The 16636-nt window shown below is 72.1% G+C and carries 13 protein-coding genes; 7 read left to right on the forward strand and 6 right to left on the reverse strand.

From position 1 onward, the window contains the following. Positions 1 to 180: 180 nt before the first annotated feature. Positions 181 to 1416 carry a hypothetical protein gene (locus ACIP37_RS15260; RefSeq protein ID WP_363589152.1) on the reverse strand — a complete coding sequence of 412 codons (1236 nt, stop codon included), beginning with the start codon at positions 1414 to 1416 and terminating at the stop codon, positions 181 to 183. A gap of 859 nt (positions 1417 to 2275) precedes the next feature. On the opposite strand from ACIP37_RS15260, the gene ACIP37_RS15265 reads away from it, so the two are divergent. Beyond that, positions 2276 to 3529, forward strand: coding sequence for a serine hydrolase (locus ACIP37_RS15265; RefSeq protein WP_400807364.1), 1254 nt, complete (start codon positions 2276 to 2278; stop codon positions 3527 to 3529). Positions 3530 to 3969: 440 nt separating this feature from the next. On the opposite strand, the gene ACIP37_RS15270 is transcribed toward ACIP37_RS15265, so the two are convergent. Next, positions 3970 to 4605, reverse strand: a complete 636-nt coding sequence (locus ACIP37_RS15270; RefSeq protein ID WP_400807367.1) for a TetR/AcrR family transcriptional regulator — start codon at positions 4603 to 4605, stop codon at positions 3970 to 3972. A gap of 114 nt (positions 4606 to 4719) precedes the next feature. On the opposite strand from ACIP37_RS15270, the gene ACIP37_RS15275 reads away from it, so the two are divergent. Continuing rightward, a complete protein-coding gene (locus ACIP37_RS15275) occupies positions 4720 to 5772 on the forward strand; it encodes an alpha/beta hydrolase (protein WP_400807369.1) in 1053 nt (350 codons plus the stop codon). A gap of 203 nt (positions 5773 to 5975) precedes the next feature. On the opposite strand, the gene ACIP37_RS15280 is transcribed toward ACIP37_RS15275, so the two are convergent. The 3 genes from ACIP37_RS15280 to ACIP37_RS15290 all read right to left on the reverse strand — a co-directional run bounded on the left by ACIP37_RS15280 (position 5976) and on the right by ACIP37_RS15290 (position 8137). Continuing rightward, positions 5976 to 6299: a hypothetical protein gene (locus tag ACIP37_RS15280; RefSeq protein WP_363589160.1), complete on the reverse strand. Its 324-nt coding sequence runs from the start codon at positions 6297 to 6299 to the stop codon at positions 5976 to 5978. A 185-nt stretch (positions 6300 to 6484) separates the two neighbouring features. Beyond that, complete coding sequence (locus tag ACIP37_RS15285) at positions 6485 to 6775, reverse strand: hypothetical protein (protein ID WP_400807371.1); 291 nt, start codon at positions 6773 to 6775, stop codon at positions 6485 to 6487. Positions 6776 to 6955: 180 nt separating this feature from the next. Further along, positions 6956 to 8137, reverse strand: a complete 1182-nt coding sequence (locus ACIP37_RS15290) for an alpha/beta hydrolase family protein (protein WP_400807374.1) — start codon at positions 8135 to 8137, stop codon at positions 6956 to 6958. 583 nt (positions 8138 to 8720) lie between these two features. On the opposite strand from ACIP37_RS15290, the gene ACIP37_RS15295 reads away from it, so the two are divergent. Together ACIP37_RS15295 and ACIP37_RS15300 are read left to right on the forward strand one after the other, a co-directional pair. Further along, positions 8721 to 9794 carry an RNA ligase family protein gene (locus ACIP37_RS15295; protein WP_400807376.1) on the forward strand — a complete coding sequence of 358 codons (1074 nt, stop codon included), beginning with the start codon at positions 8721 to 8723 and terminating at the stop codon, positions 9792 to 9794. A 471-nt stretch (positions 9795 to 10265) separates the two neighbouring features. Beyond that, positions 10266 to 11318, forward strand: a complete 1053-nt coding sequence (locus ACIP37_RS15300) for an alpha/beta hydrolase (RefSeq protein WP_363580318.1) — start codon at positions 10266 to 10268, stop codon at positions 11316 to 11318. Positions 11319 to 11403: 85 nt separating this feature from the next. Here the strand turns inward: ACIP37_RS15300 and ACIP37_RS15305 are convergent, their stop codons facing one another. Then, complete coding sequence (locus ACIP37_RS15305; RefSeq protein WP_400807379.1) at positions 11404 to 12099, reverse strand: tyrosine-protein phosphatase; 696 nt, start codon at positions 12097 to 12099, stop codon at positions 11404 to 11406. Positions 12100 to 12295: 196 nt separating this feature from the next. Between ACIP37_RS15305 and ACIP37_RS15310 the strand changes: the two genes are divergently transcribed. The 3 genes from ACIP37_RS15310 to ACIP37_RS15320 all read left to right on the forward strand — a co-directional run bounded on the left by ACIP37_RS15310 (position 12296) and on the right by ACIP37_RS15320 (position 16613). Next, positions 12296 to 13225 (forward strand): diiron oxygenase, encoded by a 930-nt coding sequence (locus tag ACIP37_RS15310; protein ID WP_363618774.1) that lies wholly within the window; start codon positions 12296 to 12298, stop codon positions 13223 to 13225. 108 nt (positions 13226 to 13333) lie between these two features. Beyond that, entirely contained in the window at positions 13334 to 15136 is a 1803-nt protein-coding gene (locus ACIP37_RS15315) for an FAD-dependent oxidoreductase (RefSeq protein ID WP_400807382.1), read from the forward strand. A 361-nt stretch (positions 15137 to 15497) separates the two neighbouring features. Continuing rightward, the gene (locus tag ACIP37_RS15320) at positions 15498 to 16613 is read left to right on the forward strand and encodes a hypothetical protein (protein WP_400807385.1); all 1116 of its coding nucleotides are present in this window, start codon (positions 15498 to 15500) and stop codon (positions 16611 to 16613) included. Positions 16614 to 16636: the final 23 nt, after the last annotated feature.

Consider the following 16636-nt stretch of genomic DNA (forward strand, 5'->3'; position numbering starts at 1 on the left):
TTATTTGTTGGGGGGGGGGGCGGTGTTTTGTTTTTTAAAATCAACCCCCCCGCCGGGGGGGGGGGGGGGGGGGGGGGGGGGGGGTTGCTCACCCCCCCCCCCCCCACCCCGGGGTGCCGGAACCGGGTCCGCATCGCGGCGCGATCGTCGCGGTGCGGGACCGGTGGGCCTGTCGCGGTCCTAGCTCAGGATCGCGGTGATCCTGACGAAGCCGTTGCCGCCCGCCGCGCCTGCCACGCCCGCACCGGCGGCCGCGGCGGCGCCACCCTTTGTGGGGTCGATGCCGGAGGTTCCACCGGCACCTGCTGATCCACCGGTGGTGCCGGTCCCGCCGGTGCCGCCGTTACCGCCGATACCGACTCCCGGTACCGGAGCGGCGGGGCCGGTCGGCACCCCGCCGGCCGTGCTGCCCGGCCCGCCCGCGCCGGTTGTCACCCTGTTGTTTCCGCCCGTGCCGTCCGTGCCGCCGCCACCGGCGGTGCCGCCGAAGAACGTCGTCGCGGAACCCTCGGGGCACACTGCTCCCGGCCGGGTGGCGGGTGCTCCGCCCGTCCCGCCCGTCCCACCGTTGCCGTTGGCGCCGCTCGCGCCGGGTGTGCCGTTCGAACTGGTCAGGATGCTGCCTCCACCACCGCCGCCGCCCGCGCCGCCGGGCCGCCCTCCGGTGCCCTGGTGGCCGCCGCCGCCAGGGCCGGCGAACGCCAGTTCCAGGGTGTGAGGCGGAACACCTCCCCGGAAGAACACGCGTGACTCGCCGCCGTCCCCGCCGAAGACGCCTTGCGTGCCGCCGGCGCCGGTAGTGCCGTTGCCGCCGTTGACGCCGAGGTTGTTGGTTCCCTCTGTCCCCCCGGTGCCTCCCGTCCCACCGGGGCCGCCGGCGCCGTCACGTGCGGCGACCCGCCCGGATCCGACGTGCACCGTCACGGTGAGGGGCTGGGTCTCGTCCAGCGGGAACACGCACTTGGTGTAGGCGCCGCCCCCGCCGGCCCCACCCCCGCCGCCGCCCCCGGCATTGCCGCCGCGGCCCCCGTCGCCGCCGTCGGTGCGGGTGGTGATGGACAGGCCGGTACCACCCCCGCCTCCTCCTCCGCCGCCACCGGCCCCGCCGCCGCCGCCCGCGCCGCCGCCACCCGCGCCCCATGCCTCGATCTGCAGGGAGGTGACGTTCGGCGTGATCACGTACGAGCTGTCACCCGGCGTCGAGAAGTCGGTGACCTGCTGGTTCTGCCGGGGTGTCGCCTGGGCGGGCGTCGGCGCGATCGCCCCGGCGGTCAGCACGCCGCCCAGCGACAGCGCGGCACCGACCCGCACCCACCCCCGCTGTCCGTTCTTCGACAGCCCGCCTGCGGGGCAGACGGCGGGTGCCTGCGGCAGCGCGATCATGCCACCGGTCCGTTCCTTGCGCTTCCTGATCATCTGTGGCCAGCACTCCGTTCATGGTTCTTCGAACCGCTGCCACCCGGCAGCGCAGACCATCCCTACCTCCAGGGAGCCCGCGCCGCGGCACACCGAGATCCGAACACCGCCCGCCGTCCACCCGGATGACGCAGCGGCATCGACCGAACGCCCATTCCCCTGCTGCGTCCGGGTCTTCGGGCGGCCGTCCAACCGTGAGGCCGACGTGCCTGGGCCGGTGAGGGACGGGTGTTGGCAGGTGAGCGGTGACAGGGGCCGGGCGAAGCGGAAGGGGGTCGCGGCCGAATCGCTGGAGGTCGTCGCGGAGCCTGCCGGGGTAGGTGATGTCCTCGATCGCTTTCCAGTGGACGCTCATCGGCGACACGTTGAAGACGGTGAACCTCCGGGCCGCCACGTCCTTCCCCGCGACATCGACGCTGACGAAGATCAGATAACCCTCTGCTGCGCAGGACAGCGCGGTCGGCGAATTCCCGGGAGGGGACCTTGTCGGAGGGGGCGCTGTCGAAGGGAGCGTTTCCGGAAGAACCACCCAGCGCAGGGAATCGACGGCGTCACCGGGTGATCGGGGTGGGACGACAAGCGTGTGACACTCGCGGACAGCGGGCTGGTTTGAAGATCGGCAACATCGGCGACATCGGCGACATTGGCAACATCGGCGGCAACCCGGCCCGGCCTGGCGATGCACCGGCCCGGCGGCCAGGGGCTTGTATTCGACGTCGACGCGGTGGGGACCATCCACCAGCAGGTTCCCGGAACCCGTGGTCTCGCGTGAACAAGTATGGTTCGCAGCAGCAGAGTTGAATCGATCGCCGAGAGCGGGACCGCCTCCCTCGGCTCTTACCCTGCGGAGGGGGCAAAAATGATCGAAAATCCCGGTACGGACGCGCCACCGCCGACCGCCCAGGCCCAGGTGGGCTGGCTTGTGGACGCCTCGGCCCGGGTGCCGATGACGGACACCGAGATCCACGACCACATAGCTGCGCCACTCCTGGCTGCCAGCGGCGGTCCGAACGCTTTCAACGCAGTGCTGCACCAACTGGGTCCGCTCACCCTGAACAAGATCGTCGAGTCGGGTCGGGATCACGTGCAGGCGGCGGTCAGCGGCCGTGACGGCGACTACCTTCTACGGGTGTGTGTGGCTCCCTCGGGCCTGGTGAATGATGTGAGCCTCACTCCCGACGAGGCGCCGCTCTCGTCGTGGACCCAAGTCGACGACATGCTGGCCGAGTTGGGAGCCCGCGTGTCGTTCGCCGCATCGCGGATCGGCCCGGATGGGCGCTGCGAGCTGGTGCACGGTGTACGCGCCGACACCCAGCGGCCGATCGGCTCGGCGTTCAAACTGTATGTGCTGGGCGCGCTCGCGCAGGCCGTCAGCGAACAGCGAGCGTCCTGGGACGAATCGCTGGTCATCCGCGATGACCACAAGAGCCTGCCCTCGGGCCGACTGCAGGACTACCCGGCCGGCACCGCGGTCACGATGGCCGAGTCCGCCGACTGCATGATCTCCCTCAGCGACAACACCGCGACCGACCACCTCATCCACCGGCTCGGCCATGACGCGGTGGCGCACCAAATGGACCTGTTCGGCCACCAGCAGCCCCGAGCGAACATTCCGTGCCTGACCACCAAGGCGTTCTTCCAACTCAAGGCCAACCAGTACCCGGCCCGCGCGGACGAGTACCTGGCACTGCCCGAACACCACCGCTCCGCCGCGCTGCGGGAGCTTGAACGACTCCCCCTGCCCGACGTTCGCGAGACCTGGCCCCAGCCGAGGAAGATCGACCAGATCGAATGGTTCGCCTCACCGATCGACATCTGCAACGCCTACGCGGCGCTGTGGCGGTTCGACCAGCCCGAGATCGAGCACGCACTCACCCTTAACGACGACGGACTGAATCTGGCCCCGTCCCGATTCCCGACCGTCTGGTACAAAGGCGGCAGCGAACCCGGCGTCATCACGCTGAACTACCTGGCACACACGAGCGACGACCGCACTCTGGTCACCAGCCTGATGGTCTCGGACGCCGGTACAGCCCCTGACAAGGTCGCCATGGCGCTGAAAGGCCAGGCCATCATCCGAGGCGCATTCGACTTGCTGACCTCACAGGATTGAACCCTGTCTGTCCCGGGCCTTGATGCCTTGTGTGAGCCACGGTCGCTGCGGCACCGCCGAACCGCCACCCGGCTCCTGCTGAGGGCCTCACTTGGGGCACGCCTGCCGACCTGGACATCCGCCGTACCGCCGCGTACGGGACTGTGGGGCGCCACGCTCGAACCGCCGTATCCACTGCCGTTGGAGATTGACGATTGCTCTGTCGACTTCACCGCGGGCCGGACCTCGCCCAGGACCTCACGGCTCAGCGATGGGTCGATCCGCATGCGGCAGCGGACGAGTCACAGGTCGTCGGACCATGAAGAGGCCGGTCGAGCCGACATGACGTCGGATCGACCGGCCTCTTCGCTGTCCGGAGGCCCCGGGGGGCCTCCTCGTGGTTTCGAGGGGCCCTCGGGGATGGCGCTGCCCCGGCGGGGCCGGCTCCCGGCGGCTGAGGGTCAGCCCTTGGTTCCTCCCCGCAGGCCGTCCAGCACAATGTCCGTCAAGCGCTCCGGCAGATCCGGCTCGATCGGGCGGTGGCCGAGCAGGCAGCGGGTCTGGAGCGGGGCGCAGAGCAGTTCCAGTGCCAGGGCCGTGTCGGTGTCCGTCGGGAGTTCCCCGCGTTCGACGGCTCGGCTGACGATGACGCCGGCCTGGTCGAGGCGGGACTGCCAGAAGGTCTGCCAGGCCTCGGCGAGGTCGGGGTCGTCGGAGCTGAGTGCGGCCGCCCGGGCGACGGACCGGCCGGTCGGGGTGGCGAGGTATCCGGCCAGCGCGCGGGCGAAGGCGGCCAGGTCGGTGCGGACGGTTCCGGTGTCGGGGACGGGGATGCCTTCGTTGCTGCCGGTGAGCAGGGCGTCCAGCACGAGCTTCTCCCGACTGCCCCAACGCCGGTACACCGTGGTCTCGTTGACCCCTGCGCGGGCCGCGACCCCGGCGATGCTGAGCCGGTCGATGCCCTCCTCGGCCAGCACCTCCGTGGCGGCGGCCAGGACGGCCTGGCGGACGCGCGCGGCACGGCCGCCCGGGCGTCGGCGGATCGTATCCGGCGTCGGCTCCGGCTCCGACGTCGGCTCCGGCCCTTCTTCGGTCATGTGTTGATCACCTCGGCCACCACATTAACGCAAGAGTGCTTGCATTAGGTGCCGCCCGGGCGCATAGTCGTTAATGCAAGCGTCCCGGCTTTAAGCGCAGCAGGAGGCACCACTATGTCCTTCACCTGGCCCCTGGACCCGCAGGACCTTTTCGTCGAGCGCTACCCGCAGATGACCCTCGGCCTCCCCGCCGACGAGGTGGACGCGGTCCGCGCCGCCGTCACCGAGATGTGGCCCGACCGGCCCGGCGGCTGGGTGTACGAGTGGTCCGCCCTCGCCGCCCGGCACGCCGAGGCCGGGCGCCACCGCCTGGCCGCGCAGGCGTACGGCTGGGCCAAGTTCCCCTCGCTCGCCGACGAGCCGAAGCGCACCGCGCTCGCCCGCCAGGTCGAGCAGTACGTCCTCGCCGCCCCCGGCTTCCCGGTGGAGTTCGAGCGCCGCACGCTCACCGTCCCGTACCGCGGCGGCGACGCCACCCTGCCGATCCACCTGATGGCCGCCCCCGGCCTGCCCGCCGACGCGCCGGTCGTGCTGGCCAGCGGCGGCGTGGACTCCTGGAAGACCGACCTGCACGGCATGTGGGAGCAGCTCGCGTTCACCCTGCCGGCGCGGCTGCTGCTGTTCGACCTCCCCGGCACCGGCGAGACCGCCCACCTGCCGATGACCCCGGACGGCGGGGCCGAGGTGATCGCCGGACTGGTCTCCTTCGCCCGCACGGCCGGCAACGGGAAGGTCGGCCACTTCGGCATCTCGATGGGCGGCTACTACTCCGCCCGGACCGGACTGACGGGATCGGTGGACGCCTCCGTGGTGCTCGGCGGCCCGGTGGAGCGCTCCTTCGCTCCCGGTCGCGGCTTCGCCTTCGGCATGGACGGCATCGTCGGCAACGCCCTGGGCTTCGACGCCGCGCCGAGCAGGGCCGAGCTCGACGCGGCCTTCGCGGCCTTCGACCTGCGCCCGCTGCTGGACCAGGACGCCAACGGGCCGATGCTGGTGGTCAACGGCAGCGAGGACGTCCACGTCCCCCTGGACGACACCCTGGTGTTCCAGGGCCGCCGGGACACCCGGGTCGAACTGATCCCGGACACCGGCCACTGCGCCATCTCGCGCTTCGGCGAGGCGATGGCCGTGATCGCCCCCTGGCTGAAGGACGCCCTGGGCGGCTGATCCGGCGCGGGGGTGGATCGCTGCTGGCCCAGGGCTCGGGTAGATCGCTGCTGGCCTGGCGCTCGGGTGGATCGCTGCTGGTCAAAGGATTGTGCCGATTCGCCGCACCAGAACGGTCGGTCGACTCGACAGCCGACCGGCCGTTCTGGTTCCACAGTGGCGACTGGGTGTCGATCGCGCCGACACCCGGAGCCGACCGCCGATCAGGCGGGGATGGGGCGGCAGTTCTGGCCGTTCACCCACAGGGAGCCCTCGGCCCAGCCGGTCTGACACTGGTACGCCGCGCGCGTCGTCCGGTCCATGACGACGAAGTCGCTCAGCGGGCCCCAGGTGGTGCTGTCGCAGGAGCGGCCGAACACGTTCGGCGGCTCGCTGCTCACCTCATCGCACCGGATCACTCCACCGACCCGCTTGCCCGGGGCGCCGTGCACGCCCCCGTCGGCCCCGTCGGCCGCGCCGGCGGCGCCGACACCGGTCAGGCTCAGGACGGCGGTGGCCATGCCGGCGGCGAGGAGCAGTCGTTTCATGAGGGGACCTCCTGGGTGGGGGACGGGACTCCGCAGACAGTTCCCCTGCGATCCACCTGCGTATCGGCCCATTCGCATGAACACGTCATGATGTCGCCGCCCCGGTGACGACGGGAGCGAACCGAGGAGGCCGGTCGACCCGGCATCACGTCGGGTCGACCGGCCTCGTTGCGTGTCCGGAAGGGTCAGTCGATTTTCACGCTCGCGCCGAATTCGAACGTCCCGCTCTCGCCCGGCGGTACTACAGCGATGACGGACCCCGCGCAGCCCGGCTGGTCGTAGACCTGGGCGGACTTGTCGGTGCGGTTCTCGACGATGAGGGGCCAGATGTCGCTGCCGTAGCAACCCGAGGGGTTGTTGTAGGACCTGAAGCCGACCCGGAGCTGACCGGTGGCCGCCTGGGCCGAGCCGGGCACCGCCACTGCCACCACCGCGGCCAGGGCCACCGCGCCGAGCGCCTTGCTGATCCGTCGCATGTCGTCACTCCAGAGTGTCCGGGGAACCGCCGCGGATGGCGGCTGCGCCGGAGGACTGCCCCGATTCGCCGCAGGTCACGGCCCTGCGGCGGCCGAATCACCTGATCGGGTGCCCCGGCCCGCCGCGCGGTTTGCGGCCCACCCGCCACCCGCCATTTGCCACTCGCTAATCGCCACTTGCTACTTGGCGAAGCGAACCTCCGGGAAGGCCGTCGAGGGCCCGTCCAGCAGTCGGCTCGGGCGGTTGAGCAGGTGCCGGTCGAAGAACGCGCCGAGGTACGCCCGGGTGGCGGCGAGCGCGCGGTCGCCCTTGATGGTGCCGTACTGCTCCGGGGTGGTGTCGGGCGGCAGCTGGTCACGGACGCCGAGGGAGTCCACCAGCCAGTGCATGTCGCAGAACGACAGGTGGCCGGCCTCCGGCAGGTCCAGCCAGCTCTTCCAGCCGGTCAGGTGCTGCCAGGTCTCGTCCCAGTTGGCCGTCGCGGGCGTGCCGGCGTGCCGCTGGGCGCCGAGCAGCAGCACCGGGCGGGCGAGGCCGTCGGCCGGCAGCGGGGCGAAGAAGTCGCCGTCCAGGTTGGCGGCGGCGCGGATCCGCCGGTCCTCGCTCATCGCCTCGACGGCGCTCGCGCCGCCGATCGAATGGCCGGCCGCGCCGATCCGGGAGCGGTCGACCTGCAACCCGCGGACCAGCCCCGGCCCGGGCGCGGTCAGCTGGTCGATCAGGAAACTGATGTCCTTCGCCCGACTGCGGGTGACCTCGGCCGCCCGCTGGTCGTCCACCTGATCGCAGATCAGGCAGGTCTCCACCCGCCCGTCGGGGAACTGCACGACTGTCTCGTAGGTGTGGTCCAGCGCGGCCACCACGTAGCCCCGGGCCGCGAGGTCCTCGGCGAGGGCGGTGAGCGAGGTGCGGCTGTAGCCGTAACCGGGGGAGAGCACCACCACGGGGTGCCGCCCGGGCGCGGGCACCGTACGGGCCTTCACGCCCGTCCCGACCTCGCTGAGAGCCGGGGTGCCGAACAGCGCGGACGACACCTCGGGGGAGATGTACGGCAGTTGCTCCCCGTGCTCCCCGCGCGCGGACTGCGCCGGGTACCAGAGGGTGGCCATCAGCTCGCGGCTGGCGGCGTCCGCCCGCCAGGGGTCGTGCCGGGCCTTGTCCACCAAGTGGACGGACGTGGCACCGATCGCCCGTCGCGTCGTCGGCGCGGGCACCTGCGGTACCTCCGCAGCCGCACTCAACGAGAGCGTTCCGGCCGTCGGGGAAGCCGCCAGCGCGGCCTGCGGACCGGCGAGCGAAAGCAGGACGGCAATGGGCACGGCGAGCAGCACAGCAGTCCGCCACCGAGAAGTTGTCGACATACCGCCACGCTAGGCCCGCCCCCACCCCCACCGCGTCCTGCCCGCGACGTAACCCCCTCCACCCCAGGTCGCACCCGCCACACCGACCGAACCCCCCGCCCGGACGACCCCGCCTCCACCTGCCCGCCCTTGCGTAAATCGCCCATCTTTGCGCACAGTTGGCAGCCCCGCCGGCCCCACCCACCCTGCGGCACATCGGAGCTCCCACCGGCCATGCCTCCGACTCCGGGCGCCTGCTGGCGGTCCCCTCGACGCTGTAGACACACGAACCCTGAACCTCGCCCGGGCTCAGCGACCCTCGGGTTTCGATGGTGGCTACCGCACTTCTTGGATCGCCTTACGTTGGCGCTGTCTACCCGGGTAACGGTTCCAGCGCGGCCAGGGCGGCTCATTCCCGTGCTGGTAGGGAGGGCGTGGTCAATCTGCCACCTTGTGCGGCATTCGTCTGCTGACGTTGCCGTTTGCTCCAAGGATTGTCCCGGCGCGGGCGCTCTGTGATGGCTGGGGCTGCGCGTAGCGGGGGTTGTGGGGGGAGGTGAAACTCCGTTGTCCGGGGGTGGGGCTCGCGGCGATGATTTCGGGTGTGGCTGACACCAGGTTCGAAGGCTCCGCGTTGCGGCCGTACCCCAAGATCTCGGCGAGGGGGCGGCTCTCCGCGTCCGGGAACCGGGAGTGGGTTGCCGTGGAGAAGGTGCACGGGGCGCACTTCGCGGTGGTCTGTGAGGGGGGTGCGGTTCGTCCGGCCAAGCGGCGGGAGCTCCTGGGGGAGGACGCGCTGGACGGCTTCTTCGGCGTCAGCCGGGTCTGGCCGGCGCTGGCGGTGGCGGCCGCCCGGTTCGCCTCGGCGGTGCGCGAGGCGGCGGGCGGGGGCGCGGGCGGGGGCGCAGGTGGGGGCGCTGTGGTGACTGTTTACGGTGAACTGGCCGGCGGGTGCTACCCGCACCCCGATGTGCCCGCCGTCGCCGGAGTCGAGCCCGTACAGACCGGCGTCTGGTACGCGCCGGGGCTGGAGTGGCTGCTCTTCGATGCCGCCGTCGACACCGCCGAGGGCCGGTCCTGGATCTCCGACCGTGACCTGCGTGACGCCGCGGGCACCGCCGGACTCGCCTGCGCCCCCTCGATCGGGCACGGTGCGCTCACCGTGCTCCAGGAACTTCCGGCCGCCTTCCCCACCCTGGTCCCCGCGCTCCTCGGGCTCCCCGAACTCGCCGACAACCTCGGCGAGGGCTACGTCCTCAAACCCGCCGGTACCTGGCGGGAGACGGGTCCCGAGGGGGTCGGCGCGCGTCCGGTGGTGAAGGTGAAGCAGCGGGCCTTCGCCGAGGACGAGCGCTACGACGGTGCCCGCCCGTACCTGCCGCCGCCGCAGGGCGCGGCCGGGGTCCCCGCCTGGCTCCTGGTCCAGGCCGCGGCACTCCTCACCCCCGCCCGCGCCGCCGCCGCCGTCAGCAAGCTCGGTCCGCGTGCGCCCGAGGGCGTCGTGGCGGCGGAGCTCACCCGGGACGTGGCGGAGGAACTCGCCGAGGCGGTGGGGGGATTGGACGGTGACGTCCTGCGCGCGCTGGAAGCCGCCCTCGGGCCCGGAGCGCGCTCCCTGGCGGCGTTCGACGCCGAGGACCGGCGCTCGCCGACGAGCCGGGCCGGGCTGACGGGCTGACGGGCTGAGGGGCCGAGAGGCCGAGGGGCTGACGGGCTGAGCGGTCGGGCTGGTCAGGCCGGTCGGGCGCGGAAGGATTCCTGAAGGAAGTCGCCCGCCCATGCGGAGGGCCCGTCGCCGACTCCGACCGAAGGGTGACAGCGCAAGGGTGGGTGGGGCGCGGATGTGGGAGGGGTGTTCCGGAAGAATATGTCGGTCGGTCTACTGATTCCTTGCCGCCGCCCGGGTGGTGCGCGCGCAGGAAGTCGGCCTGGTCGACTTCCTGCGCGGATGGAGGCGGTGGAAGTGGCGGCGATGGAGAAACTGTAGACCGGTCTACATATTTCTTGCCGGAGAGGGCGTCGGTGGTCGAGGGTGGGTGAAGGGGGCGTCGAGAGGGGCTTCCGCCCGGGGTGGGCCGGGCCCATCATGGGCTCCCGGCCCCAGCCCCCGGTCGAGGGCTCCGGGTGAGGCTCCAGGAGGCAAGCAGAGATGGCGATTCCCTTCCCTGTCCGGATCCAGTCCGCCGTCGTCCGGGGCGCGTACGCGCTGCCGGAGGGGCTGCGGCGGGCGATCGCGGGCGCGCCGGTGGTGCGGGACGGTCAAGTGCTCTCGCTGGACGCGCAGTTGATCCTCAAGTTGCAGCGCCTGTCGAAGGCCGCCCTGGTGCTGCCCGCCGGGGTCGGGCCGTCGCGGGAGGCGATGGAGCACGCGCGGTACCTGGTGGGCGGGGCGACGATCCAGCCGGTAGCCGTCCGGAACGTCGGAATCCCGCAGGAGTACGGCGAGTTGGCGGCCACGCTGTACACGCCGGGCAGGCTGGCGGCGGGTTCCGGGCTGCTGGTGTACCTGCACGGCGGGGGCTGGGTGGTCGGCAGTCGGGCCAGCCACGACCACGTGGTGCGGTTCCTGGCGCAGCGGGCGCAGGTGCGGGTGCTGTCGGTGGAGTACCGGCGCGCGCCCGAGCACGCGTTCCCGGCGGCTGCGGACGACGCGCTGGCCGCGTTCGACTTCGCGTACGCCAAGGCGGCGGACCTGGGCGCGGATCCGGAGCGGATCGCGATCGGCGGCGACAGCGCGGGCGGGAACCTGGCGGCCGTCACCACACAGGCGGCGGTGCGGCGGGGCGGTCCGGCGCCGGTGTTCCAGTTGCTGCTGTACCCGGCGGTCGACGCCTCCGTCCGGCGGCCCTCGCGCGACCTGTTCACCGACGGGTTCTTCCTGACCAGCGCGGACATGGACTGGTTCCTGGACCGCTACGCGCCCGCGCCGGCCGACCGGACGGACCCGCGCCTGTCGCCCCTGCTCGCCGCCGACCTGTCCGGGCTTCCGCCCACGTACGTCGGCACCGCGGGCTTCGACCCGCTGCGGGACGAGGGCGAGGCCTACGCCGAGGCGCTGAAAGCGGCCGGGGTGACGGTGCGCCTGAGCCGCCAGCCGGACCTCATCCACGGTTACGCCAGCTACCTCGGCATCGGCCGCCGCTTCCGGGAGGCGACGGCGGAGGCGGCCGAGGCGCTGCGGCAGGCGCTGGGCGCCGCGTAGCGCGCAACCAGGGGCGGTACGGCTCGGCGCAGCACCGGGCGGGGGCCCGTTCGGAGGAATCAACGGCCCCTGCCCGGCTGCTCGTTCAGGCCGGGATCCGCCGTGCCTCGGCGAGCTCCGACGCCTGCGCGCCGTGCGCGAGGAGGTACTCCGCCACCGATCCGTGGTGACTCCGGATCGACAGCAGCGCGCGCCGCAGATGCACTTCGCGTACGGGCAGGGCGTTGTGCGCGGCCCCGGCCGGCGGCGGTTTGGCCAGGCCCAGTTCGTCGTTCGAGCGCAGGAAGTCCTGGAGGACCTCCGCCTCGGAGGCGCCCAGCAGCGTCTGCAGGACGGCGACGACGACTCCCGTGCGGTCCTTGCCCGAGGCGCAGTGGACCAGGACCGGCGCGGCCTCGCCCCCGCCGACGAGCAGTCGGCGCAGGACGGCCACTGCCGCCGCGCCGGCGCGCTCGGCCATCAGCGGGTACAGCTCCAACTGGTCGGCAGGCCAGCGTCGTTCGGTGAAGACCGGTGCGTGCAGGTACCGGGCGTCGACGAGGTCGACGGCATCCGGGCGCTCCGCCACCTCCGGGTCGCTGCGCAGGTCGACGACCGTCCGCAGGCCGAGGCGCCGCAGCGTGTCCGCGCCCTCCGCCGCGAGGCCGTGCAAGCTGTGCAGGGCTGCGGAGCGGTACAGCACGCCGCGCGGCAGGGAGCCGACGCCGCCGGCGTCGCGGAAGTTCCGTACGCCGGTGGGGGCGACGCGCTCCGGACCCGCCTCGGGCTGGTTGGCGATCACGTCTCACTGTATCCGGGGGACGGAGAGGGGCGGAGGGGGCGGCTGGGGGAGGCCACGGACGGGAAGGGGCGCGGGAGTTGTGGTCGTGCGCCGTCCGGTGCTGCGCAAGGGGTTCTCGGCGGCGGGCTCTTATTGTACTGTCCGTCTAATAAGCGGGTGAGCGGGCACCCGTAGGGGCAGGCATCTGGAGGCATCCATGGCTCTCACCAACGCGGCGGCAGGGCGGGCGGTGGGTGCGCACGGCCACACCGCGGCCGACGACGACGTCTCGAAGCGGCTGCTGGAGTCCGCCGCGACCCTCTCCTACGACCCCTCGACCGAGATCGACTGGGACGCACCGCTTCCAGCCGACCACTACGGCCTCAACCCGGAGTGGAGCACCCTCTACGGCACCCGGCTGTGGGACGAGATGACCGAGCACCAGCGGGTCACCCTCACCCGGCACGAGGTCTGCTCGATCATGAACACCGGGATATGGTTCGAGATGATCCTCCAGCAGATGGTGCTGCGCGATCAGTACCTGAAGAACCCCGCCAACGCCGAGTTCCAGTTCGCGCTCACCGAGATCGCCGACGAGTGCCGCCACTCGATCATGTTCGCCCGCGCCTGCGAGAAGATGGGCGTCCCCGCGTACCGGCCGAACAAGGTCATCGCCCAGGCCGGGCGCGCGTTCAAGGCCCTGGCGAAGGGTGAACTCGCCTACGGCGGCATCCTGGTGGCCGAAGAGGTGCTCGACGTCATGCAGCGTGACTGGATGCGCGGCGAGAACGTCCTGGACATCGTCCGCGGCACCTCCCGGATCCACGTCGTCGAGGAGTCGCGGCACATGAAGTTCGCCCGGCAGGAGATCCGCGAACGGGTGCGCCACGCCGGCCCCGCCCGCCGCCGCACCTCGGCCACCGGCATCGCCGTCGGCGCGTACGTCATCGTCTCCAGCATGGTGCACCCCGGGGTCTACCGGGCCGCCGGGCTCGACACCCAGCGGGCGATCGCCGAAGTGCGGGCCAACGAGCACCGCAAGGCGATGATGCGCACCAGTTCCCGGCACCTGATCGCGTTCCTCGCCGAGACCGGATTGCTCACCAGCCGCTCGGCCGCCATCTACCGGCGCATCCACATGCTCTGACGACACGTCAAAGGCGGACACGTCAAAGCGACACGTCAAACGCGACACGTCAACAAAGGTTCCGACTCCCGCACTTCACCACCTGTAGCGAGGGACCCCACCCCGGCCATGGCCTACGCGATCACCCGGACCTGCTGCAACGACGCCTCGTGCGTGTCCGTCTGCCCGGTCAACTGCATCCACCCGACCCCGGACGAACCGGAGTTCGGCACCACCGACATGCTGTACATCGACCCGGCCGCCTGCATCGACTGCGGCGCCTGCGCCGATGCCTGCCCCGTGGACGCGGTGTTCCCCGTCGACCGGCTGCGCGGGCCCGACACCGTGTTCGGCGACCTCAACCGTGACTGGTACCGCGACCACCCCAACGACCACGCCTGGCGCGCGCCCACCTTCCCGCGCAGCCTGCCCAACGGGATCGGCACGCTGCGCGTCGCCATCGTCGGCACCGGCCCGTCCGCCGGGTACACCGCGCAGGAACTGCTGCGCAGCACCGGCGCCGAGATCACCATGATCGACCGGCTGCCCGTCACCGGCGGCCTGCTGCGGCACGGGGTCGCGCCCGACCACCAGTCCACCAAGCGCATCGCGGACAGCTTCGCCGGCGTCTTCCACGACCCCAGGCTGCGGATGCACCTCAACGTGGACATCGGTACCGACCTCACCCACGAGGAACTCGCCGCCCACCACCACGCCGTCGTGTACGCGGTCGGCGCGGCCGCCGACCGGCGGCTCGGCATCCCCGGCGAGGACCTTCCGGGCAGCCTTCCCGCGACCACCTTCGTCGGCTGGTACAACGCCCAACCGACCGTGCCCGCCGACGCGGTGGAGCTGTCCGGGCCCGGCGCCGAACGGGTGGTCGTCATCGGCAACGGCAACGTCGCCGTCGACATCGCGCGCATCCTGCTCACCGACCCCGACCGGCTCGCCACCACCGACATCGCCGACCACGCCCTCGCCGCACTGCGCCGCAGCCGGGTGCGGGAAGTCGTGCTGCTCGCCCGGCGCGGGCCCGCCCAAGCGGCCTGGACCAAGGCGGAGTTCCTGGCGCTGCGGCAACTGCCGGGCGTCGAGGTGGTGGTCGAGGACCACCCGGAGGTGCGGGCGGCGATCGAGGCGGCCACCAGGACGATCGCCGCGCCGGACGACGGGACGGCCGACGGGACCACCGCTGCGCCGACCGCCGGAACGGCCGCTGCGCCGACCGCGTCGGACGCGAGGGCTGCACTGCTCGCCGGGCTGCCGCTGGTGCCGTTCGACGGGGGTGCCGGGCCGGCGCCGGGCCGGCGGATCGTGCTGCGCTTCCTGTCCGCGCCGACCGCGCTCACCGCGTTCACCCCGCCCGGTGAACCCGGTGAACCCGGCGGGCCCGGCGCGTCCACCGGGGGCGGGCGGGTGACGGGCCTGACCGTCGCCCGGACCACCCTCGTGGGCGGCCGGGCAGCCGAGCCGACCGGGGAGACGGACACGCTGCTGGCCGGCCTGGTGGTGCGTTCCATAGGGCACCGGGGCGTACCGGTGCCCGGGCTGCCCTTCGACGAGCGGACGGCGACGGTCGCGCACCGGGGCGGGCGGGTCGTGGACCCGGCGACGGGGCGGCCGCTGCCCGGGACGTACGTGGTGGGATGGGCCAAGCGTGGGCCGTCCGGCGGGATCGGCGCCAACCGGGCGTGCGCCCGCGAGACCGTGGACGCGCTCCTGGACGACGCGGCGGCCCACGCGCTGGCCGCCCCGGCGGCGAGCCGTACGGACTTCGACCGCCTCATCCGCCACCGTCGCCCGGACGCCGTCGGGCTCAAGGGACTGCGTGCTGTGGAGCGGGCGGAGCGCGCCCGGGGCGAGGCCGAGGGCCGCCCCCGCGTCAAGCTCGCCACCGTCCCCGCCCTGCTGGCGGCTGCCCGTCGGCGGTAGGCGGACAGTCGGCGGGGCGTGAGGGCGGAGCGGAAGAATATGACGGTCGGTCTACTTAATCTGAACGGGTTGCGCACAGGAAGTCGGACAGGCCGACTTCCTGTGCGCGGGTTCCATCGAGCAGCCAAATGTAGACCGGTCTACATATTTTCCCGGGAGCAAAATGACCCCCGCCGACGGCGTGCATCGTGGAACGGAGGTTGAGTCACCTCGCCCGCCGGGACGCCGAACCGGCGCAGTTCGGCTTGATCGAAACTCTCCCGCACGGGGGCGCCCTGCGCCGCAACCTGGTCGCCGCTACGACGTTGAACCGGCCATGGACAACAATGCCGCACCGTTCGGTGCTTGGCGAGGACTCTCGTTGGCGGCAGAGACCGGCTGGGTTCCCGACCGCCACATCCTCAGGGCGCTTCATGCCGCGACGTTCGGCAACCGGTGGTTCACCCAGATCAGCGCGACCGAGCTGGCGGGCCTGGCCGCCATGCCCGATGCGGCCGTCGTGCTCGGAAGCCGACGCGGCTACTTGGCGGACAGTCCGGGGAACCAGGCCCTCGCGGCCCTGCTACGCGAACGGCCGGAGGAGTTCGGGCTGGTCGGTCCCGTCATCCTCGGTGCGCAGAGCCTGCACTGGGAACCGGACCGGGTGGCCGGGACGGGGCGGCTCGGGTTGGCGGGGGTGCAGTGCTTCGACGGGTTCCAGCGACTCGTCACGATCGCCCACATCTCCCGCGAACTGCCGCCCGCAGACCTGGCCAAGGCCGTCCTGTCGGTCATCGTCGTGACCGGCGACGGCCGCCACCGGGTCCGCGAGTTCTGCGACCAGACCGACCGCTACGTCAACTCCGCCGTGCCGCAGGACAATCTCGCCCGCTGTCCGCACCTGCTTGCGGTGCAGGCCGAGTTCCAGGCGGAAGGGAGCTACTTCGACCCCCGGCGAGGCATCGTGGCCGGGCCGCACCCGGTGGGATTCACGCCCGCGGACGTGTTCCGTTCGCTCGCGGCGCTCTCGGCTGCGCCGCGCCCTTATCTGAGCCATCAACTCCACACCCCTGAAGGCCTGGACGCGCTCTGGTCGGACATCACCGGTGCCTCCTACCGGAGCATCGTGCACGAGAACCTGCGGGCGACCAGCGTCCAGGTCGCGGTGGAGGCCAGGCGCGAGACGCAGAAGGCCATCGCCCGGATCCGAAGGCGCCACAACACGGGCTGCTACAAGCTGCTGGAGTACGCGCCCGAACTGGTGACCTGGACGGCCTGCCGGGCCCTTCCGCTGGAGAAGCTCTACGACGGCGGCAGGAACGCGCCGCGCTGGACCGACCTGATCCACGGTGTCCTACCGGCCGAGACCGAGCGGGTCGCCCACCAACTGGTCGCCTCCTACGAGCGGCTGCGCGGATCGAAGCACATCTTCAAGCTCGCGGCGCCTGAACTCGACCTGTGGCTGGAGCTCGTGGACGACGTCCTCGGCCGGGCGTAGCCGGCCGGTCCTCGTAGCCGGCC

Source organism: Kitasatospora sp. NPDC088861 (genome assembly GCF_044750105.1).
Classification (GTDB): Bacteria; Actinomycetota; Actinomycetes; order Streptomycetales; family Streptomycetaceae; genus Kitasatospora.

Coding starts and splice junctions, on each gene's coding strand:
- ACIP37_RS15270 (WP_400807367.1), bottom strand. CDS start 4,605: ATGACCGAAGAAGGGCCGGAGCCGACGTCGGAGCCGGAGCCGACGCCG.
- ACIP37_RS15315 (WP_400807382.1), top strand. CDS start 13,334: ATGGCCTACGCGATCACCCGGACCTGCTGCAACGACGCCTCGTGCGTG.
- ACIP37_RS15260 (WP_363589152.1), bottom strand. CDS start 1,416: ATGATCAGGAAGCGCAAGGAACGGACCGGTGGCATGATCGCGCTGCCG.
- ACIP37_RS15300 (WP_363580318.1), top strand. CDS start 10,266: ATGGCGATTCCCTTCCCTGTCCGGATCCAGTCCGCCGTCGTCCGGGGC.
- ACIP37_RS15275 (WP_400807369.1), top strand. CDS start 4,720: ATGTCCTTCACCTGGCCCCTGGACCCGCAGGACCTTTTCGTCGAGCGC.
- ACIP37_RS15265 (WP_400807364.1), top strand. CDS start 2,276: ATGATCGAAAATCCCGGTACGGACGCGCCACCGCCGACCGCCCAGGCC.
- ACIP37_RS15290 (WP_400807374.1), bottom strand. CDS start 8,137: ATGTCGACAACTTCTCGGTGGCGGACTGCTGTGCTGCTCGCCGTGCCC.
- ACIP37_RS15310 (WP_363618774.1), top strand. CDS start 12,296: ATGGCTCTCACCAACGCGGCGGCAGGGCGGGCGGTGGGTGCGCACGGC.
- ACIP37_RS15280 (WP_363589160.1), bottom strand. CDS start 6,299: ATGAAACGACTGCTCCTCGCCGCCGGCATGGCCACCGCCGTCCTGAGC.
- ACIP37_RS15285 (WP_400807371.1), bottom strand. CDS start 6,775: ATGCGACGGATCAGCAAGGCGCTCGGCGCGGTGGCCCTGGCCGCGGTG.